At 55.3% G+C, this 19,722-nt stretch carries 12 protein-coding genes and 1 tRNA gene; 5 read left to right on the top strand and 8 right to left on the bottom strand.

Features of this window, described 5'->3' with window-relative positions; all coding sequences use genetic code 11:
* Positions 1 to 29: 29 nt before the first annotated feature.
* The 3 genes from Poly59_RS13135 to Poly59_RS13125 form a co-directional block, all read right to left on the bottom strand.
* A complete protein-coding gene (locus Poly59_RS13135) occupies positions 30 to 974 on the bottom strand; it encodes a DUF1559 domain-containing protein (protein WP_186776228.1) in 945 nt (314 codons plus the stop codon).
* 191 nt (positions 975 to 1,165) lie between these two features.
* Positions 1,166 to 1,471, bottom strand: a complete 306-nt coding sequence (locus tag Poly59_RS13130; RefSeq protein WP_146534589.1) for a hypothetical protein — start codon at positions 1,469 to 1,471, stop codon at positions 1,166 to 1,168.
* Positions 1,472 to 1,619: 148 nt separating this feature from the next.
* Positions 1,620 to 3,407 (bottom strand): arylsulfatase, encoded by a 1,788-nt coding sequence (locus tag Poly59_RS13125; RefSeq protein ID WP_146534588.1) that lies wholly within the window; start codon positions 3,405 to 3,407, stop codon positions 1,620 to 1,622.
* Positions 3,408 to 3,653: 246 nt separating this feature from the next.
* Between Poly59_RS13125 and ligA the strand changes: the two genes are divergently transcribed.
* The 5 genes from ligA to Poly59_RS13100 all read left to right on the top strand — a co-directional run bounded on the left by ligA (position 3,654) and on the right by Poly59_RS13100 (position 12,241).
* Positions 3,654 to 5,732 carry an NAD-dependent DNA ligase LigA gene (ligA, locus tag Poly59_RS13120; RefSeq protein WP_146534587.1) on the top strand — a complete coding sequence of 693 codons (2,079 nt, stop codon included), beginning with the start codon at positions 3,654 to 3,656 and terminating at the stop codon, positions 5,730 to 5,732.
* A 170-nt stretch (positions 5,733 to 5,902) separates the two neighbouring features.
* Positions 5,903 to 6,784, top strand: a complete 882-nt coding sequence (locus Poly59_RS13115; RefSeq protein WP_146534586.1) for a hypothetical protein — start codon at positions 5,903 to 5,905, stop codon at positions 6,782 to 6,784.
* Between the two features lie 65 nt (positions 6,785 to 6,849).
* Complete coding sequence (locus Poly59_RS13110) at positions 6,850 to 10,113, top strand: PVC-type heme-binding CxxCH protein (RefSeq protein WP_146534585.1); 3,264 nt, start codon at positions 6,850 to 6,852, stop codon at positions 10,111 to 10,113.
* A 263-nt stretch (positions 10,114 to 10,376) separates the two neighbouring features.
* Positions 10,377 to 11,084 (top strand): methyltransferase domain-containing protein, encoded by a 708-nt coding sequence (locus tag Poly59_RS13105; RefSeq protein ID WP_146534584.1) that lies wholly within the window; start codon positions 10,377 to 10,379, stop codon positions 11,082 to 11,084.
* Positions 11,081 to 12,241: an NAD(P)/FAD-dependent oxidoreductase gene (locus Poly59_RS13100; protein ID WP_146534583.1), complete on the top strand. Its 1,161-nt coding sequence runs from the start codon at positions 11,081 to 11,083 to the stop codon at positions 12,239 to 12,241. Before Poly59_RS13105 ends, Poly59_RS13100 begins: the two co-directional genes overlap by 4 nt.
* 323 nt (positions 12,242 to 12,564) lie before the next feature.
* On the opposite strand, the gene Poly59_RS13095 is transcribed toward Poly59_RS13100, so the two are convergent.
* The 5 genes from Poly59_RS13095 to Poly59_RS29945 all read right to left on the bottom strand — a co-directional run.
* Positions 12,565 to 12,638 (bottom strand) — tRNA-Met (locus Poly59_RS13095).
* 84 nt (positions 12,639 to 12,722) lie between these two features.
* Positions 12,723 to 13,619 (bottom strand): hypothetical protein, encoded by an 897-nt coding sequence (locus tag Poly59_RS13090; protein ID WP_146534582.1) that lies wholly within the window; start codon positions 13,617 to 13,619, stop codon positions 12,723 to 12,725.
* Positions 13,620 to 13,705: 86 nt separating this feature from the next.
* On the bottom strand, positions 13,706 to 17,335 hold the full coding sequence (locus tag Poly59_RS13085) for a YhaN family protein (protein WP_186776227.1): 3,630 nt from the start codon (positions 17,333 to 17,335) through the stop codon (positions 13,706 to 13,708).
* A complete protein-coding gene (locus Poly59_RS13080; protein ID WP_261343501.1) occupies positions 17,332 to 18,603 on the bottom strand; it encodes a metallophosphoesterase family protein in 1,272 nt (423 codons plus the stop codon). The genes Poly59_RS13085 and Poly59_RS13080 overlap by 4 nt, the downstream gene beginning before the upstream one ends.
* A gap of 914 nt (positions 18,604 to 19,517) precedes the next feature.
* The coding region (locus Poly59_RS29945; RefSeq protein ID WP_222436099.1) for a hypothetical protein at positions 19,518 to 19,722 on the bottom strand (205 nt) is incomplete at its 5' end.

Here is a 19,722-nt window from a genome sequence, read left to right as displayed (position 1 = left end):
TCAGAGTCGCTTTCGAAGGCAGCCAAATTCTAAAGTGGCCAGTCCTCGGCCGCGATTACTTCATGACCGGCGCGAGTCGCCAAATCGTTGTACGTTTCGTAATCCAGGCTGTACGACATGAAGTGAACGCTGCCATCGGCCATCGTCAAATGGCAGCCTCCAAAATGCCAACTCCAGTAATGCTGCAAATGCTGGTAGTATTCAGCCGGTTTGTGGTTTCCCATGTACAATCCGGCTCGAGCGGTGATGTAGTGCTCGCATTCGTCGCCGCCGCACAGCGGCCACCCCCAACCAAGGTCTTCGGGGATCGAACGTTCGCCAAACATGATCGTTTGCGCGGTCCCGTCCAGCACATCGCGAAACCGATGTGACTTGTTGGTGTAGAACAGTCCATCGCCATTGCGAATTCCACCACACGCTTGAAATGTGTTTTCGATGTCTCCGTCCAGCGAGCCGGCCATGCCGAGATAGTTGGTCGGATACAGCAGCCCGACGTCGCCCGACTGTGGTAGTGGTCCGTTGGGACCGCTAAGCAATTGTTCGCCGCTGCGAATGTCGCTTGGACAGAGCAGCGTTTTAATCGGCGTCGACCCGGGATCCGCTGCGCCACGGGTTTGCAGATCGATTAAATGTGGCCCACAGGCACCGGCGCCAAAGTTGATCGTTTGAAAGCGACTCGACTCTTCCATGAACGGCAGCGTCTCGGCCGTCATGCCCCAGAAATACCCGTAGGGTGAAGAAAGACGCGAACCGGTCGGAAACTGTTTGAATGCGGCGTGGTAATTGTGAATCGCCAACGCATACTGCTTCGAGTTATTTGAACACTGCATCCGACGCGATGCTTCCCGTGCCGCCTGAACGGCCGGTAGCAGCAAGCCTACCAGGATCCCGATGATTGCAATCACGACCAGCAATTCAACTAGCGTGAAGGCAGATCGGGCATAGGCACGGTCGTTTGCAGAAAACAGGTTCAAAGGGAGCAACCGACGTTGCGGTAATTTGGAAGTGAAGCTTTCGTGGAACCCAATCATAAAGCGGGCGGGCGTGAAGAGTCAAAATTTCGACACTAGCACTTTTGAAATTCTGCGAACAAGCGGGCTTCGCACTCTCGATTCTGCCACCCGCGTGGGTGATTGCGTGCAGTTCCGCTCGGGAAATTCATGGTCTATTTTTCGAATTCTAGTTGTACTGCATCGGACTGGTCTTCGGAAATTTCCACCCGCGTCCGAAATTTCGTGGGCGTTTGCGAATTTAGTTTTTCGCTGGTTTCGTCGTCCGTACGACCCGCCAGTAGCTCTGCTTTTGACATGGGGAATACCGTTTCAGAGGCTTCGTCGTTTTCCAATTTCACGGTGAAAACCGCCGAATAGGTTCCTGGCAGCGGTCCATTGGATGTTGCAAACTCGAACGCACCATCGACGACAGTTGTCGAAGCGGCGGGGCCCGAGTGACCTTCGGTTGGTAAAAGCATCAAGGTCCCGTTGGGGAGACCGGAATTCGATTCCGAGTCGGGGATCGAAACAGTTCCGCTGATCGCTTGGCGTGCTGGGGCCTCGGGTTGGCAGCCGAGTGACGTCACCGAAACTACCAGCAAGCCAATCACGGTCAAAACGCGGTGTCTACTTCTTGCGCACGTACGCATAATAGGCTCCATAAATTTCGCCCGACTTCGTCTCAAACAACGCAGTCAACTTTGTGCGTCCGCTTTTAAGGTTCATATTGAAAGCGACTTCTTCGTCGCCCGGCTGGACGGAAGACTCTGCCTTTTGGCCTGCGATTTCGACGGTGGCACGGACGGGCTGAAACGCTTTTCCGGGGCGGGCTCGATACGCTTTGTCACCAGGCACATCTGCGCCGGGCGGTAGAGCTTGGTCGATCGCAGCGCCAGACTCTGTGGGCCAGCGTCGCAATCGAATCTCGTAGTCACCGTCTTCAACCACTTTGACGTTCCAGAACCCGGTGTTTGCGTCGCCATTCATTGCGCCGCGGACTTGGGATTGGTTCCATGGGACCATTTGAGTGGTAATCCAGTCGTGGCAAGTCAAACGGGTTGGGTTGCTGGCCGGATGTCCCAAGTAGATCGAAGTCTCGTCGGCGAATGTGGGTTCCAATTCGGCCCACCAATTCTCATAAAAATCGGTCAATCGTGCGACCACTTCTTGATTGTCTGCGGCAACGTTGTGGCTTTGGCCGGGGTCCGAAGTCATGTCATAAAGTTCTTTGCCGTCGATCAATCGATATCGGCTGGTCATGACCGCACTTTGCCGCCACTTGATCGGGTCCTTCACACGTTGTGAATCGGTCACCAAGATTCGGTCGTCCCAATCCGACGACGTCTCATCTTTTGAAGTGTTTTCGAGTAATGGCTTGATCGAGGTTCCGTCAAACTTTACGCCTTCGGGTGGCGCGATGTTGCACAATTCGATCAGCGTCGGCAGTACGTCGACGTAAGCGGTAATCGGGTCGACATCGCGTCCTCCGGTTAATTTCCCATTTGGCCAATGAATGAAAAATGGTACGCGGTGACCACCGTCGTAGGGGCTTCCCTTCTTTCCTCGCATCCCCGCGTTGAAAACCTTCTCACCTGCCGACGTCCCATTGTCCGTTGTGAAGATAAAGATCGTGTTTTCGCTGAGTCCTGATTCATCCAGGAATCGTTTCATCTGCCCAACGTTGTCATCAATGTTCGCAATCATGCCATAAAAGTTTGCCAGCCCAACCGGTTGATCTGAATACGGTTTGCTGTATTGCTCCGGTGAATGCATTGGTCCATGCGGCGCGTTGGTGGCGATGTACGCCAAGAACGGTTTGCCTGCGTCATTTTGCGTTTTGATGAAACGCTTGGCATAGTCAAAGAAAACATCCGTGCAAAATCCATTGACCGGTGTTTCGACGGAGTTGTGGAAGTACTGGCCGTCAAAATAAGCATTGTCCCAGAAATCAGGCGTCTGGCCTACTCCGCCGCCGCCGTGCCGCAGCACTTCGCCAAACCCACGGTCTTCGGCGCGAAACGGATAGTTGTCGCCCAAATGCCATTTACCGAACATTCCGGTTTCGTATCCGGCCGCTTGAAAAACGTCGCCCATCGTGACTTCGTTTTCACGTAGCATTGATCGGCCCATGATCGTGTGCCAAACGCCCGTGCGATTGGTCCAGTGTCCGGTCAGGAACGCGCATCGCGTTGGCGAACAGGTTGGCGCGACGTGATAGTCGGTCAAGCGAACTGAATCAGCATACAGTTTGTCGATTTCGGGCGTTTTCAACACCGGGTTGCCCAAGCATCCCAGGTCACCGTAGCCTTGGTCGTCGGTGATCACAATCACAACATTAGGCTTGTCCGCGGCAGAGGCAATCTGAGGCAGGCACCACAGTGTCAAAATGGCGACGACGGTCAAAATGTTTTTCATCAAGTAATTTCAGATCGAGAAGAGGGTGCTTGGGTGGGAGAGTTGGGCGGACCTAATTGTAAATCAAATCTTGATGCCCGTGCGTGGTTGGCTCGGAACTTCAAGTCTGCTTTCGCCGACGGTGCAAATGTGGGAAATTTGCCGTCGATGGTTGATCCTGCGCTGTTCAATGAAACTTGAGCCCGGCGTGCTCAGGCGGCCTTCTTTTCCTCTGATCCGAACCGAACTCAGCAGAAGCGGGCAGTCATGGCGTCTTCAGTTGCAAAACAAGTCGAAGAGCTGCGAACCGAGATTCGTCGGCTTGACCATTTGTATTACGTCGAGGCCAAGCCGGCGGTCTCGGATCTGCAGTACGACCGTTTGCTCGAGCAATTGAAGCAACTTGAAGACCAGCACCCCGAACTACGTTCGTCGGATTCGCCGACTCAGCGAGTCGGTGACGCGCCGGTCGATCATTTGGTGCAGGTCGCTCACTCGGTCCCGATGCTGTCGATCGACAATACGTACAGCCGCGAAGAATTGCAGGCGTACTTTGATCGCACTGAAAAGTTAATCGGCGGTGAACCGATCCAGTGGGTGATGGAATACAAAATCGACGGAGTCGCGGGATCGATCCGCTACGAGGAGGGCAGGATGACGCTTGCCCTGACCCGTGGCAACGGCGACGTCGGCGACGATATCACTCACAACATTCGTACTGTGCGCGACTTGCCTTTGCTGTTGAGCGGACAAGCGCCGCCGCCAATCTTAGAAGTGCGTGGCGAAGTCTACATGACCAATAGTGACTTGGCTGATTTAAATTTGCGCCAAGTCGATGCTGGGGATGAACCGTACAAGAACACGCGGAACGTAACGGCCGGAACGATCCGCTTGTTGGATCCGGCCATCGCCGCCCAACGCAAACTACGATTCTTTTGCCACGGCGTCGGCGCAACCGAAGGGCTAACCGCAACCACACATATCGAATTCCTGAAGGAAGTCGGCAAGCTGGGCATTCCGCCAACACCGGATGTTCAGTTGCTGGGCAGTTCGGCTGCGGCGATCGAAGCTGTGGCGGCACTCGAAGAACAAATGCCCGACCTGCCCTTCGAAGTCGACGGCATTGTGTTCAAGGTAAATGATTTCGCCCAACGCGAAAAACTTGGCATGCGCAGCAAGAGTCCGCGTTGGTTGATCGCGTACAAGTTTGAACGTTACGAAGCAACGACGACGCTGAACACGATCACGGTCCAAGTGGGAAAGACGGGAACGGTCACACCCGTTGCTAACTTGACGCCCGTCGAGATTGCTGGCACGACGGTGTCTCGCGCCTCGCTGCACAATTCGGACGAGATTGACAGGTTGGACGTACGAGAAGGTGACACGGTTGTCGTTGAAAAAGCAGGCAAGATCATTCCCAAGGTCGTGCGTGTTGAAAAGCACTTGCGAAAGGATGATCTGCCTCATTGGACTTTCCCGGCCGAGTGTCCCGAATGTCAGACCGCACTGGTTCGTGACGAAGGCGGCGTCTACATCCGTTGTCCGAATCCGTCTTGTCCGGCTCAGCTTCGTCAACGCTTGGTCTATTTCGGCAGCCGCACCGGAATGGACATCGAGGGGTTGGGCGAAGAGGTGGTCGATTTGTTGATGGGGCATAAGTTGGTCGCCAGTTACCCGGATCTGTACCAGTTGACGGTCGATCAAGTCGCAGCACTGACTTGGCCCAAGCAGCGTAAGGGTAAGGACGGAGCGATGATCAATGTCCAATTTGGCCAGGCGAACGCCGAAGCACTGATCAAAGGAATCGACGCCAGTCGTTCGCGAGGCTTGGCGCGAGTGTTGGCGTCGATTTCGATCCGTCACGTTGGCCCACGAGTTGCCAAGCTGATCACGCATGACCACTTTACGATTGCGTCGTTGATGGCGGCGTCGCAAGAAGATTTGGCGGCGATTCATGAAATCGGTGACCGCATCGCGGAGAGCGTTTGTGAGTTCTGTGCCAGCGACGTTGGAAAGCAAATGTTCGAGGAGTTCGCTCGCGTGGGAGTCGAGCTATCAGATCCCGAGCCAATCGAAGTCGAAGGCGATACACCGATTGCGGGTAAGACCGTAGTCGTGACGGGAACGCTGCAGAAATTCAAACGAAACGAAATAAAGGGGTTGATTGAAAGACTTGGTGGTCGTGCATCGACAAGCGTAAGTAAAAAAACGGACTTCCTGTTGGCTGGCGAAAAGGCCGGCAGCAAATTGGAAAAGGCTAGAACGCTCGGCGTGACGGTACTGACCGAAGACGAGTTCCAAGCCATGCTTGACCAAGTCGAAGCGTTACGGGACGCCGATCGCTAATATTGTTGACGCAAACAATGTCGTGGTTGGGGGCAATGCCGGGGGCTACCTGCGGATCGTTTAGGCGACATAATCTTTCGTAAACTGTGTTGCGAAACTCACTCTACGCGCGTCAACGATTGCCTCACCAACAGATGGACAAAAACTTGCAACCTTTCATCGACTGGCTCATGACGCTGCAATGGGAGCGATTGTTGCCTGAATTCCTTGGCAAGGCTGGCGGTTTTCTGGCCGGGATTTTGGTTAGTTGGTTTTTGCTGTTCCGGCGCCGTCTCAACGCGATCCAGCGATTGCAATCCGGTGACTCAGATGACTTCGTTTTTCAAGTGCATTATCTGTCGCCTGACGATACGAACGACAGTGCCGCCGTCGATGGCCCATCGGCCGGCGAGGTCGAGACGTCAGCGTCGCAAGTGGCCGAGCAAATGCCGCAGCGATGGGTTTTGTTGTTCCGCAATATGGCTCCGAAAACAACTCTAAATGATCTTTACGACAACATCGCCGTTCGCGAAGCCGTTGAGAAAGCGGCCAACGATTGTACGCTCGCCGATCCGATCTTAAACACCGAAGGAACACTTGGTTTTGAACTCGTCAACGACGCGATGGGGCACATTGCGGGTCTGTTTGCAGTGACGTCGATTCCGCGAGAACCGTGGCTGTTCGCGATGACGTGTGAAGACCGAACGGTTGTGCGTAAGAAGTGCGTGCGTTGTTTTCTAATTCGACCGGATGACTTGCGCAGGTTTGCCGATTGGAAATGGTGCCGGCAATGTGTGTCTGTCGAAAAGCCTTGGCACTGGTTCCGTATTGTCGCGCTGCACCGCATCGCGATCGCTTGGTTGGACGAAGAAAAACAGCAGTTGCTGGAAGCTCTGCAGGACCGATCGGCTGCCATGCCGTTGGTCGACAAGCAAGTCCGCCACGATCGAATTCGATCTTTGTCGCTGGGCGTCTATCGCGATGACCAACCGATCGGAGCCCCTTGCCGAATCGACTGGTCTAAACGGATTGTAGATCTTGAAAGACTAGGTCTAAAGCTAGAATCGACTTGACGTTTCGCTGCTCTTTCGTCTCGACACCCCAAATTTGCTCTGGCAACAAAACGCGTGGCAATCAAATGGATAAAACCTTGAAGCCTGGCCCAACGATCATGCAATGTGCTCTTCTGGTCGTTTGCCTCGTTGGCAAGAGTTGGAGTGCCGATCCTATTGGGTTGCCGCCTGCGGCCGAGCCCATTACGGATGCAGCGATTTACGGCGAAGGTGTTCGTTCGACGGACTGGCAGTCCCCCGAACAACAACGACGAGGGTTTCATCTGCCGCCCGGATTCGAGATTCGACTTTTCGCGTCCGAACCGCAAATCTCTAAGCCGCTGAACATGGCGTTTGACGCAGGCGGACGATTGTGGGTAACGCACAGCGTCGAGTATCCCTATCCGGCGACAGATCCCGACAAAGCTCGCGATGCGGTATCGATCCTTCAAGATACCGACGGCGACGGTGCGGCTGATCGCTTTGAAACGTTTGCTGATGGATTGAACATTCCAATCGGCGTGCTGCCGTATGGCGAAGGCTGTCTCTGTTTCAGTATTCCCAATCTGTGGTATCTGCGAGACACCGACGGCGATGGCAAGTGCGATCGGCGCGACGTCGTGCTCGGTCCATTCGATACGTCGCGCGACACGCACGGGATGGTGAATTCGTTGCGTGACGCGGGCGACGGATGGATTCATGCCTGCCACGGATTCAACAACCAAAGCCAAGTCGCGGGCACCGATGGACACGTCGTGACGATGCACTCGGGCAATGCGTTTCGCTTTCGCCCCGACGGCAGCCGCGTCGAGCATTACACACACGGCCAGGTCAACCCGTTTGGAATGACGACCGACGAGTGGGGCTACTTCTATTCGGCCGACTGTCACAGCAAACCGATTTCGCAGTTGATTCGCGGCGCGTGCTATCCCAGTTTCGGCAGGCCGCATGACGGCCTCGGTTTCCTGCCGCCGATGCTGGACCATCTGCACGGCAGCACTGCCATTTCTGGACTGCTGTTCGTTCCGCCCGATAGCTCGATTGTTCCGCTGCGTGAGCAGTTTATTAGCGGCAACGTGATGACATCGCGACTGAATCGCAACCAGCGAATCTTTCGGGGCGCGACGGCGATCGGCGAAGAACGCGCGGACTTTTTGACCAGCGATGACCCTTGGTTTCGCCCCGTCGATGTGCAGTTTGGACCGGACGGCAATATCTACGTTGCCGACTTTTACAACAAGATCATCGGCCATTACGAAGTGCCGCTGGAACATCCCGAACGTGATCGTACGAGCGGCCGGATTTGGCAAATTCGATACACGGGTGATCAGCAGGCCGGTCCTCCGTTGACGCCCGCTCTGGATCAGGTGATATCGCTGCGACAGGCTGGCCGTTTGCTGGAACACGAATCAAGCGACGGTCGGCATCTGGACGAGGTGCGAACGGGACTCGCCGCTGGCAATGCTCACGTCGTTCGCACATCGGCAGAATTGCTGGGATGCCATGGCCGGACAACTGACGTGGCTTTGCTGCTGAAGCGGTTGTCGTCAGTTCCAGATCGCGATCCAGTGCTGCGGCAAACGATCCGCATCGCCGTTGCCAATCTGATGAACAACGCACCAGCGAGCGATGATGTTTGGTCCCAAACCCCCGGCGTCAACTTGGCATCGATTCTGTTGGGTGTGCAACGGTGGGAGGTGACTGCGAGCTTGCTGAGATTTTTGTCGGATAATCCTGCGACGGCTGACCGCGATGAATACTTGTCCCACGCCGCCAGGAATGCTGGCCCCGAGCAATTGGATGATTGCGTGCGAGTCGCACGGGAGATCACCGGTAGTGATCGCGAGAAACAATTCGATGTGCTCGAGGTGCTTTGTGATGCGCAAAACGCCAGGCCCCGTGACGTGGCGGCGTCTCTTCGCCAGTGGGCCAGTCAATTGGTGCAAGCCGAACTGGCAAATGTCGACAAAACTGGCAAGCGGCTGAGCTGGTTCACCGATGATGGTGTGTCATGGCAAAGCGAAAAACGCAAACTCGAAAGTGGTGAAGATGCGATGCTAGTCAGTAGTTTTGGCCGCGGCGAAACTTACATCGGCGCGCTGATCAGCGACACATTCGCAGCGCCCGAGAGCATTGAATTTTGGATGGCTGGGCACAACGGGTTGCCGTCCGAACAGGACCATGGGAAGAACACGGTTCGTTTGATCTTGGACGAGACGGGCGAAGTTTTGCACGAGGCGACGCCACCACGAAACGATATGGCGCGGCCGTTTCGCTGGGACACCGCCTCGGTGGCGGGACGCGGTGTCCACATCGAGTGCATCGATGGTGATTCGGGGGCCTCCTATGCATGGTTGGCCGTCGGACGATTCGAACCCGTTTGGCTCAGCTACGCCGACGATTCTTCGCCGCTGGCGACTTCGCTGGCTTGGATCAATCGTCTCGGACTTAACGAAAGCATGGACTCGCTTTGCGCCATGCTTGATTCGAATCGTCTGTCGCGACGGTGGCGAGTCGAGGTGGCTAGTACGATCGCCCGCCTGCGTGACGATCTGGATGCGGCAATCGTGTTGCAGATTCTGCAAGACTCCAAAGCCCCGAATGACTTAGTTGAACGGACGATCAAGTCGATGTTAGTGCGTGATCGCGAGGCTTTTCACGAGGCAACGCGGCAATTGTGCAAGGAACTGTCCTCGGGCGGTCAACGGGATCTTGCTATGGCGTGGGCGACCAGCGGTGCCGAGGTGGAAACGTTGCTCGACATGGCCCAATGGGGTTGGATCAGCCGCGAGGTGTTGGTCGACGCCACCGTGGCGCAGGCCGTCCACCCCAGGCTGACAGCACAGCAACGGCATCGTCTCGACGAAATGACGAAGGGCATCGGTGCCGACGATTCGGCGCTGAAGGCACTTGAAGATTTGAAAGCCACGGTCGTGTCAGATTCGGGCGATCGCACCAATGGCAAACGGCTGTACACGAAACACTGTGCGGTGTGCCATCAATTGCGAGGCGAAGGCGCCGTCGTTGGACCACAACTTGATGGCGCGACGACTCGCAGCATTGAGCGTTTGTTGGAAGATATCGTGACACCCGATCAGAACGTGGATCAAGCATTCCGTACCACCAGTTTCCTTTTGGACAACGGTCGTGTCATCGTTGGGTTGGTCGCTTCGGAAAATGACCGGCAGATTAACGTGCTCCTGACCGATGGGACGAAAGTGAATGTCGACGTAGCAAATATTGAGCAGCGCCGCGAAGCCGGTCGGTCGCTGATGCCAAGCAATTTTGCTGAGAGTTTGTCGCCAGACGAGTTCGGCGATCTAATTACTTTTCTGCGTTCGAAAGACTAACAATCGAGTTGCAGCTAACCACTAGCCGTCGGACTACCATTCCGATGTTTCGTCGTTGATAAACCAGAATCCGAGATGCGATATGTCGGCGCCAGTGTAGGGACGCAGCATAATCGCATAAGTTTGTGGAAGCATCGCCCGTTGGAAGAGGAAGGTTAATCATTCTCAATCATACAGACGCAGTCGATTGTGATTTCACCAGTCGGCAGCAGATAAACACCGACGCGGAAGAACTTATTTTCCCGATTAGGCGGAAATTTACTTTGCTTCGCGATCTGCGTCCCGAGTGGATGGACGATCCTGCGATTGATCCGTTGGAACATGCTCAGGCGCTGGCAGGACTTGCGAGGCTGAACCGATACACCGGTGTGGCAAGCTTGATGTATCGATATGTCCGCCGGTTGACCAAGAACCGCTTGTTGTCGGCTACGACTCCGCGGCCGCTTAAAGTTCTTGACGTTGCCAGCGGCGGTGGTGACGTTCCGATCGCGTGGGCTCGCCAGGCCAAACGCGATGGAGTCGATCTGCAAATCACAATGCTTGACATCAGTCCGGTGGCGATCGAGCAACAACAAAGGCTTGCTCGCGCACGCGGCGTGAACGTGACTTCGATCCAAATGAACTGTCTGACCGAGCCGCTGCCAACCGGGTTCGACTTGGTCACCAACTCGTTGTTCATGCATCACTTGGAAGTCGCTGACGCCATCAATTTGCTGCGTCAAATGCGCGCGGCGACTGACAATGCGATCCTAGTGTGCGATTTGGAGCGGTCTCGGCTGAATGTTGGGTTGGTGGCGTTTGCGTCAAGAGTGTTGTCGCGTTCAAAGGTGGTGCATCATGATGGTCCTCAAAGTGTTCGCGGATCGTTCACTCGAAACGAGTTCGCTGATCTAGGTCAATACGCGATGGGAACGCCGATCCAAATGCACCGCGCTTTGCCGTGCCGCTTCATCGCTTATCACGTCGCATGATGGGCCGCGATCAGCTTCGGCCATCAGATTCTAAAACGCCGGCGGCTTCCAAAATTCTTGTGATTGGTGCTGGTGTCGCGGGTTGCTCGTTCGCGATTCGACTTCGTCAGCGCGGCATCGACGTTGACCTTGTCGAGAAGGAAGCTTTTCCGCGAGCAAAGGTCTGTGGATGTTGCCTAGGGCCAACTGGTATCGAGCAACTGCAGGAACTTGATTTGCTCGACAGCGTGATGTCGCGATCGGTTACGACGAATCGTTGGCGGGCCTCACTCGGTGGTCGGCACCTCGATTTGAAAATTCCCGCGGGAATTGCGGTGTCTCGTGAGATCCTCGACCCGATGATGGTCGAGGCCGCGCAGAAAACCGGTGCTCGAGTCAGGATGCAGTGCTCGGCTGTTGTTGAAAGTGCAGATGACGCCACCGTCCACGTTCGTTTAGAACAAAACGGCGAGCGTACGATTGAAACTTATGATTGTGTTGTTGTCGCATCAGGTCTTCGCGCAGGCAACCTGAAGGGCATGCTGCCTTGGATCGAACAGCCTCACGGCCCATTTGGCGTATCCTTCATGGCTTCATCATCGGACGTCGAACCAGGGACAATTTACATGGCTTGCGACGCCGACGGTTACGTTGGGTTGGTACAACTTGAAGGCGGGCAAGTCGACGTAGCCGCTGCATTAGTCTCTGGATCAACGGGTGCGTCATCAGGCGATCCTCTGCATCGCGTTGGACAAATCTTGGCAAACAGCGTCTTTGCATCATTGCGATTGGGTGACCTGACGCCGCTTATGGCAACACCGCCATTAAGACGGACTCGCGTTGCTGGGCTCGGCCGCGTGATCGCGATTGGTGACGCTGCCGGCTACGTAGAACCCTTCACGGGCGAAGGCATGACTTGGGCGATGCAAGGCGGCATCGCCGCAGCAGACCTTGTTGCTCGCAATCATTACGATCTAAAGCACATCGGTGAAGAGTGGTGCAACTACATTGACGTGTCCGTCAAGCGAAGGAAAACGATTTGCCGAGTCATGACCGCCATGCTGCGATCGCCCGTAGCTTGCCGTGTCGCCGCCACCACGCTCAGTGTCTTCCCCAGCCTCGCCCGCCCACTGCTGAGCACTGCTCAGTCAAAAGCAGAGGTTCGAAAACGTGGTTAGGTGCTAATTTCTTGCTGGCCGGCGATGAGAAATTTACGTTTGCCCGTTTCAGTATCTAATGGATGCATCTGAGGGTAAAAATCTTCGGTACCTTGGCATCATGATCTTCAGCATACTGCGGGAGCTGGCCGTTTGTGAAACGTTAGACAAAGCGTGGGCATGTTAGCATGGCCACCGGCTGGTGAGTTGACGCTTGTCGAGGATGGTTCCAGGCTCTCGGTATCAAGCGAAATTTCCGGCAACTCCTTTCTACCGGCCAGGGGCAACGTCGCACGAAAAAAGCCGCGATCGGTCGTGGGACCGGATCGCGGCTTTCGTTTCAGTAGCGACGAGTGGACTTGAACCACCGACCCCAGCCTTATGAAGACCGTGCTCTAACCAACTGAGCTACGTCGCCGTGAGGGCGAGAGTATGCCAAAATTTGCAAGCTTCGCCAAGCCCCATTCGAGGCTGTGTTTTTCAGGGTTTTTGAGTGCTTTGCTTACTTTTGGTCTGCTGAACGATGTGTGTTGTCCTGGATATCGAGCAGCAATTTGATCCCTTCCGAGACAGCCAGCATGGTGGCGCCGCCAATCGCCCCGCCGACCAATATCGGGACAGCTGAAATGATTCCAATCACCACGTTGGAACCGCCCTGGTAGACTGCGAGCCCGATTGAAACGAGGGCCATCAGTAACGACCCAGCCATCACGATGTAAGCGAAAACGCGGTACAGCATGCGGATCAGGTCGAGTGTCGGATATTGGCGGGGCTGCCTGTCGCCAGACGATCCGGTACCTGTACCCGGATCAGATCCGGTTTTGCCGGGCGGCGGCGTGGTCGACCCGAAGTCGGGAATCTCGCCGGTTGTCGAAGTTGCTGACGCCATTGCCGGTGGCAGAATCGGCGACTTGATCGTCCCGTCGACTTTCTCGGCGATAGCCGGCGCAGTGTCAAGCTGCTTACTTGCGGACTTTAGTTTAGCCGCATCGGATTCACCAAGTGCATCGACGACTATCGGTGCCTTGGGTGTCTTCTCCTTCTTCGCGGCCGCTTTTGCTGGTACGTCAAGCTTGATGTCGATCACCGGTTTCGCAGGCGCAGGGCTCGGCTGGCCACCTTGCAGGAAACTAAAAGCGTCTTTGGCCGGTTTGCCCGTAACCGGTTGATTGGTATCACGCTTCTCGCTGGCCGGTTTCATTGCGCCTGATCGGTTGGTGTCCGGCGATTTTTCTGCTGCCGATGGCAGCGAGTCGATCAAGACTCCGGCGTTACACGATGGGCAACGAACTTTTTTGCCGGCGTACGATGGTTTGACTTTCAAAGTCTTGCCACAGTCGCACACCGCCAAAATCAGTTCATCCGCCATGCCAACGCCCATCTGAGAATCGAAAATCAAAGTTTGCGACCGCTTGCCGCCCGCTCAATCATGACTGCGGAGCACGCTGCATTCAATGAAATGGACGAATGGGGGCTCTCAGTTCGTCAAAAAAGTTCACCAATCGGCGGGGTTTCTTTGGTCGCTCGCTTACGTTTCGGCTTCGGCGTTTTGGGGATCACAACCGCTGGCGTTCCTTGGTCTGCCTCGTCGTGGGTACCGCCGTCTTCAAGCGACTGGACAAACAACATCTCCGCAGGCACTGCCGCGCGAGCGACCTCGATCAAGTGGTCATGGTGAGTGAACATGATCACCTGAGTTTGCTTGGACAGTTCGGCAAGGATACGCATTGCAGCGGCTGACCGTTTGTCATCAAACTTGACCAATATGTCGTCGATCACAAACGGAACTGGCGGGTTGGATTGGAAATGCAACTCGAGCGATGCGATTCGCAGTGCTAAGAACAGTTGATCGCAAGTTCCCTCGCTCATCCCGTCAACCGTCACCAACGATTCCGATTGGCTCGATGAAGCCCGCACACCGACCAATATCGGTTCACCGTCATCGCCAAAATCCGACCGCAAACCTTCGAACGCGCCCAGTGTCAATTCGGCAAACAACACGCTGGCCCGTTGCAGGACCGGTCCTTGGTTCTGCTCGCGATACCGATGCACGGCACGTTTCAATACGACTGATGCTAACTTCATCCGCGAATACGTTTCGGCATGTTCGCGGACTTGCGACAAAGCGACCTCGGCATCTTCGTTCGCTTTCGCAGCATCCGAACTGCCATCGATCCGGTCAAGATCTTTTTGCTGCGCACCGATCGATTCCGACAATTCTTCTCGCAGCTTCTTCGCTTGTTCGATCTGTTCGGCAAGTTGATCAATTTGAGGTCCCAGGCGGTCGGGATCCTCGGCACTTGCTGCCGCAATGAAGGTGTCCAGTTCAGCGCCCTGTGTCCATTGCCGCAGCAGTTTCTCCTGCGTATCGATTTCTTGCTCGATTGAAATCCGTTGCACCGACTGACGCTCGACGTTCGGCAGATCGTCGGTCGTTTCGCACCCGGCTTCGCGACGCAGTTCGTCCAAACGTGCGGTCTCGTTGATGATGGACTGCTTCGCTGTCGTCATTTTCTTTTCGATGCGATCACGTTCTGCAATCAAGCTATCGCGAGTCGCTTTCTGTTCGGTTGCCCGTCCGAGTTGGTCTTGCAAATCGGCAACCGTTTGCGAAACCGATGCCTCGCCAACATCAAGGCCAATGGTCTCGGTCAGTTTCAAAACGGAATCGTCGTAGGCTTCGATTTGGGTGTGATGATCGTTCCAGTCGCGAGCTAGCTTCTCTGCCTCGTCGATGTCGTGTACCAATTGGTCGATCGTCTGCAGCATTGCCATTGCGCCGGATGCCGACAGGTTGGCGTTGCCGTCCAGCACTTTGACGGCGTCCATCCACTCAGTTTGCCAGCGTTCTTTCTTCTCGTTGGCATCGGTCAGCTTTGTTTTCGCGTTACCACATTCTTCACGGTACTGCGTCAGTTGTGTCTGCAGTTGCAACCGGTTGTTTTCGATGGTCTCGAATGACTTGGATCGTTGATCGGCAATGTCAATCAATGACGCTAGCGAAGCTGTTGGTTCGAAATCGGTCTCCGTATCGACTTCACCTAATCGGGCCAGCAGTGATTGGCGATGAGAGTCAATGTTGCTGCGATTTGATTCACACGCTTGATCCTGTTCGCGGATCAGGCTGGCGAGTTCTGAAATTTTTCGATGGTTTTCCATCCACACTTTCATTTCAACCGGAGCCAGCGGATCGATGTTCGCCAGCAACCACAATTCTCGCCAATCGGCATGGGTGTTGGCTCGATCCGACTTGGCAGCTTCCAAACGTGTGCGGCGATTTTCTAGTGACGTGCCCCATCCGTTCCGATCGGCGATCCACCGCGTCTTCTCGGCGACCCGTTCGGCTTCGCGTCTTAGCCGGTCGCTCATTTCGTCGGCCTGGCGAACGAGCGCTTCGTATTCGTCGATCGACTCGGAACTGGGAGGCGATTGGACTGACGATCGGTCGCTGAAGGTTGCCGCAATGGGATTCCAGAGTTCGTCACGGCGCAAGCGGACGCCGTCCAAGTCATCTTCGGTGGGAACGTCCTGAGTCAGTTGCAGCGCGCTGAGCCTTGTGTCGGCATCAGCGATCTTGTCTTCCAAGTCGGCGATCTCGGCCTGTAAAGAACGGACGTTCTGGTCCGCAGCGGCAAGTTCGGTTTCGTAGCGAGCGATTGATTCCGACGATGGAATGGGAAGACTTTCCAGTTCTTCGATTGTGCCGGTCCACAGCGGTAGCTTGGCGATTTCTCGTTGCCCGCGCGACCGCGATTCAGCCAGCTTTGCTTCTTGCGCAGCCAGTTGTTGTTCGCAGTCACCAAGTTTTCTGGCGTTATCAATCGCTGTCCGCAGCGAACTTGTATCGACCGGTTTCGGCAACGCCGACATTGCGGTTTCTGCGTCCTTTAGAACACGCTGCTTGTCAGCTAACTCAGCCGCCGCCGCTTCAGCCGATTGCATCAGCGCCGAACGTTGTTCCGCCAATTCATTGATGCGCAGACGGTTGGTGGTTCCGATTCGAACTTGTTCGGCATGGTCCGCCGATGGATCTTTACCCAGTTCAAGGAGAGTTCGTTCGGCTCTTGTTTCCAGCGTCTTGCGTTTTGATTTCAGTTCGGGGCAATTGCGAACCCAGTCGAGGTAGCGTTCCAGATTCTTGTACAAATTCTTGATCGCCGATGCATGATCCAGTACCGACTGAGGCACATCCAGTGCATCAATTCTGGCAGTGATCGATGCCAAGTCCGTTTCCGTCGACTTTAGCGACGTGGTGGCCGCCGACAACGCAAATACTGCCGCCGCGCGGATTTCCGAAAAATCAGATCGCAAACGCGGGGCATCGGCAACTTCGGCTAGTGACGCACGTTCGTCTTTCAGGCTGCTGATCGTGGGCAAGGCTTGGCGAATGCGGTCGAGTCCTTGCAGCGACGTTTCCAAATCCAGGATCTGTTTGTCGAGGTCGCGGCGTTTGCTAAGGCTTTGTTCGAGGGCGTCTTTTTGAGATTGCCACTGTTTGCTAGGTACGCTCTTTTCGCTAACCACTTTGCATGCGGCCGAATACTGAGCGATTGCCGCGTTGATCGCCGGGCGCGAACCGGTGAGTTTGAACAAACGATCGCACTCGCTGTCGAGCCATTTGCCGACCGCGCCGACCCGAGCGGTCCCGGAACCAGCGGCAAACAACGACCCGCCAACGTCGCCGCCATTGGCAACGATTTCGCGACCACCGGCCACGAGTTGTTCTAGATCAATGCCGAACTGAGTTTCGAATTGTTCTTCGGACAGTCGGTGCAAACAGTCGTTGAAGTCATCGAGTGAAACGATGGATTTGTCGTCTTCACCGCGAAGCGACTTTTGTCCGCCTTTGCGCCGGATGCATGCCAGTCGCTTGCCGTCGTCGCCTTCGATGACGCCACCGACACGCAGTTCATTATGCGTGTGCACGAAATGGTCGCGACAGGATTTTTCACCCTTGATTCCAAACAGCCACTGCTTCATCGCTCTTAGCGACGAACTCTTGCCGCCCTCATTAGGGCCATAGATGACGTGAAATCCAAAATCGCCTTCGGTAAACGAAAGGCTGCGGCCGGTGAACGGTCCGATTCGAATCAGGTCGAGACGATGAATTCTCACGATCCCACCGCCTCGGTCGTCAACCGATGCACCAACATCGGTTGAATCTCAGACAGCAACGACCGTAAAGCCGCCACATCGTTTTTCGGTGCGATGGCGTCGGTACCGCGGTTCAATTCCGCCGGCAGCTTTCCACGCATGTCATCCAGTGCCGCGTCCAATTCGGTCGCCATCTCGTCATCAATGGCAAGTTCGTCGAACAGGCGAAGGACTTCTTCGATCGGTCCGCTGGCCACATCTTCGGCAGTCAACTGTTTCAGCGGCCGGGTGTTAAATTTGACCTTTTCGATCCACACATCAGCGCCACCGACACTGATCGCATCGGCGCGAATTTGCCCCGACCATTTCTCGGGTTCGGAAAGCCAAGCATCGTGTGCTGTTGAAATTCCCGACACGATCACGCGGACGGCCATCGGCAGACCATCGCCACCAGCCACGACGTTTTGCATCTGGATCGCAAAACGCGACAGCAACTCGTCGGGCGATTCCACACCATCGACGTTGACGTCGCAAATCTCCCACCGAAAAACGTCAAGGCGTACGAACTGCATGGACACGTTGCCTGAATGGTCGACCGAGACGACTTCGCAGCCCTTGGGACCAGATTCGCGAACGTGTCGTCCTTGGATGTTTCCCGGGAACACGATCGGCGCTTCGCCAGGTTTGTGGTGGTGCTTTCGAGTGTGGATGTGACCAAGTGCCCAGTAGTCGTATCCTAGGCTGATCAGGTCGCTGTTGCTGCAAGGTGCATAGCGGTGGTGGGCTCCGCCGACGCCGTCGAGCGATGTGTGCAGCATCCCGATGTTGAACTTGCCTGCGATCGCAGCCGGGTACTGGCGGACTAAGTTTTCGGCTTCTGCTTGTTGGGAAAATCCGCGGCCGTGGATCGCGACGTCGATATCGTCTAGCACGACGGTTTCAGGTTGGCTTGACGACAACATGACCGGTCGGCCGCTGGGGTTGGCTGGCAATTTGAAGACGTTGGTCATCTTGCTTTGCGCGTCGTGGTTGCCGCTGATCGCATAGACTTCGATGCCGGATTTTTGTAGCCGATCCAGCCACTTCAAAAAGTACATTCCCGTGTCGGCGGTATCCCACGTTCCGTCGTAGATGTCGCCGGCGATCAGAACAAAGTTGACTTGTTCACGCTCGGCCAGGCCTGCCAAACTTGCCAGTGCCTCGCGCACGGCGCCGCGAATTTGGTCGACGGGCCCGTCGCTTGCGAGGCCCCGAAGCGGACTGTCCAGGTGGATGTCCGCGGTGTGAATGAACTTGAAGATGGTTCCGTCCTAGGTTCGTTGGGGCGCCGCAGTCAATTGAATCGCCGTTCACCGAATCACAGCCAGCAACTTGTTGCAGCGATTCATTGCGGCGATCACTGAAATCGCCTGCGCTCCATTCTATTTTCAGAAGCCACCAAGGAACAGCGGTGGCCCTGCTTCCTGGCCGTCCCAGTCGATGGTGAATCCCCGTCTTTAGAGAGGTAATCGTGACTCCAACAGCAAAACACGCCAAATCGGACTGGATCGGCAAGTTTGCACCGCGATAGGAACCGCTGCGATACGCTGCAGTTCCGATCAGTCCAGCAAGACACGCCGCTTGGATTCCGGCGACGTACCACCATCCCGTTCGCCGAACCAAAACCGAGTAGGCGAGCGAGACGACCACAGCGCCGGCTAGTACCAACACCGCTAATGAACCTTGGCCACGGGCACCGGCGGACCAGAAATGTCAAACCCTTGCCACCCTCTTGTTTTCCGTTTTTACTCGTCACTGGCGACTCCGTACTGCTCGCTGATACAGTGATGCAAGCCGTTTGACTCGCCAATTCAGTTTTGCCTATCACTGTCGAAACTTGGTAAGAAACTATCTCTGGCGATACAAAGCGACTTGATGGCAATGCTTAGCTCGCAGGTGATCCGGCGGAAACGGTTTTTCATTGCATCCGATGCTAAAAGACACGCCTTGCTGGATGCGGTTTTACCGGCTCCGGTGCAAGTGCTTGATCTGGATTGCAGTCTTGGTGAAACCAAGGCTCACTCGGCAACTCATCCGGAGGTTGCAAAAAAGTTGATTTTGCCGATTCATAATTCCGTATCCAGTAGACGAAGCCCGCGTTAACAAAGGGGGACAGGACCGAAAAAGGAACCATTCGTATTTGAAAACTTTTAGCTCACCTCTGTTAATAATCAACCAGCGACTTCGTCGTCATCACGAAAAAAGTTTCCGGAAACACAGATAATTCGCTTGCCCCCCCCCCCAGGGCAATCGCACGTTGATTTCGTTTCGGTCCAAGGATTGCGTTGTCATCGCTGAAGTCAAGCCGCTCGTTGTTGAGTGGCGTGTTTCCCGCACGGAGGTGCCAAGCGATGAACGGACCAGCAGCC

The sequence above is a fragment of the Rubripirellula reticaptiva genome (assembly GCF_007860175.1).
In the GTDB taxonomy this organism is placed as follows: domain Bacteria; phylum Planctomycetota; class Planctomycetia; order Pirellulales; family Pirellulaceae; genus Rubripirellula; species Rubripirellula reticaptiva.
Note: the sequence above shows the minus strand (reverse complement) of the source record. Positions and strands in the feature narration are given on the sequence as shown.

Excerpts from the sequence above, each read along its gene's own strand:
- Poly59_RS13130 (WP_146534589.1), bottom strand. The coding sequence starts at position 1,471 with ATGCTTTTACCAACCGAAGGTCACTCGGGCCCCGCCGCTTCGACAACT.
- Poly59_RS13125 (WP_146534588.1), bottom strand. The coding sequence starts at position 3,407 with ATGAAAAACATTTTGACCGTCGTCGCCATTTTGACACTGTGGTGCCTG.
- ligA (WP_146534587.1), top strand. The coding sequence starts at position 3,654 with ATGGCGTCTTCAGTTGCAAAACAAGTCGAAGAGCTGCGAACCGAGATT.
- Poly59_RS13115 (WP_146534586.1), top strand. The coding sequence starts at position 5,903 with ATGACGCTGCAATGGGAGCGATTGTTGCCTGAATTCCTTGGCAAGGCT.
- Poly59_RS13110 (WP_146534585.1), top strand. The coding sequence starts at position 6,850 with ATGGATAAAACCTTGAAGCCTGGCCCAACGATCATGCAATGTGCTCTT.
- Poly59_RS13100 (WP_146534583.1), top strand. The coding sequence starts at position 11,081 with ATGATGGGCCGCGATCAGCTTCGGCCATCAGATTCTAAAACGCCGGCG.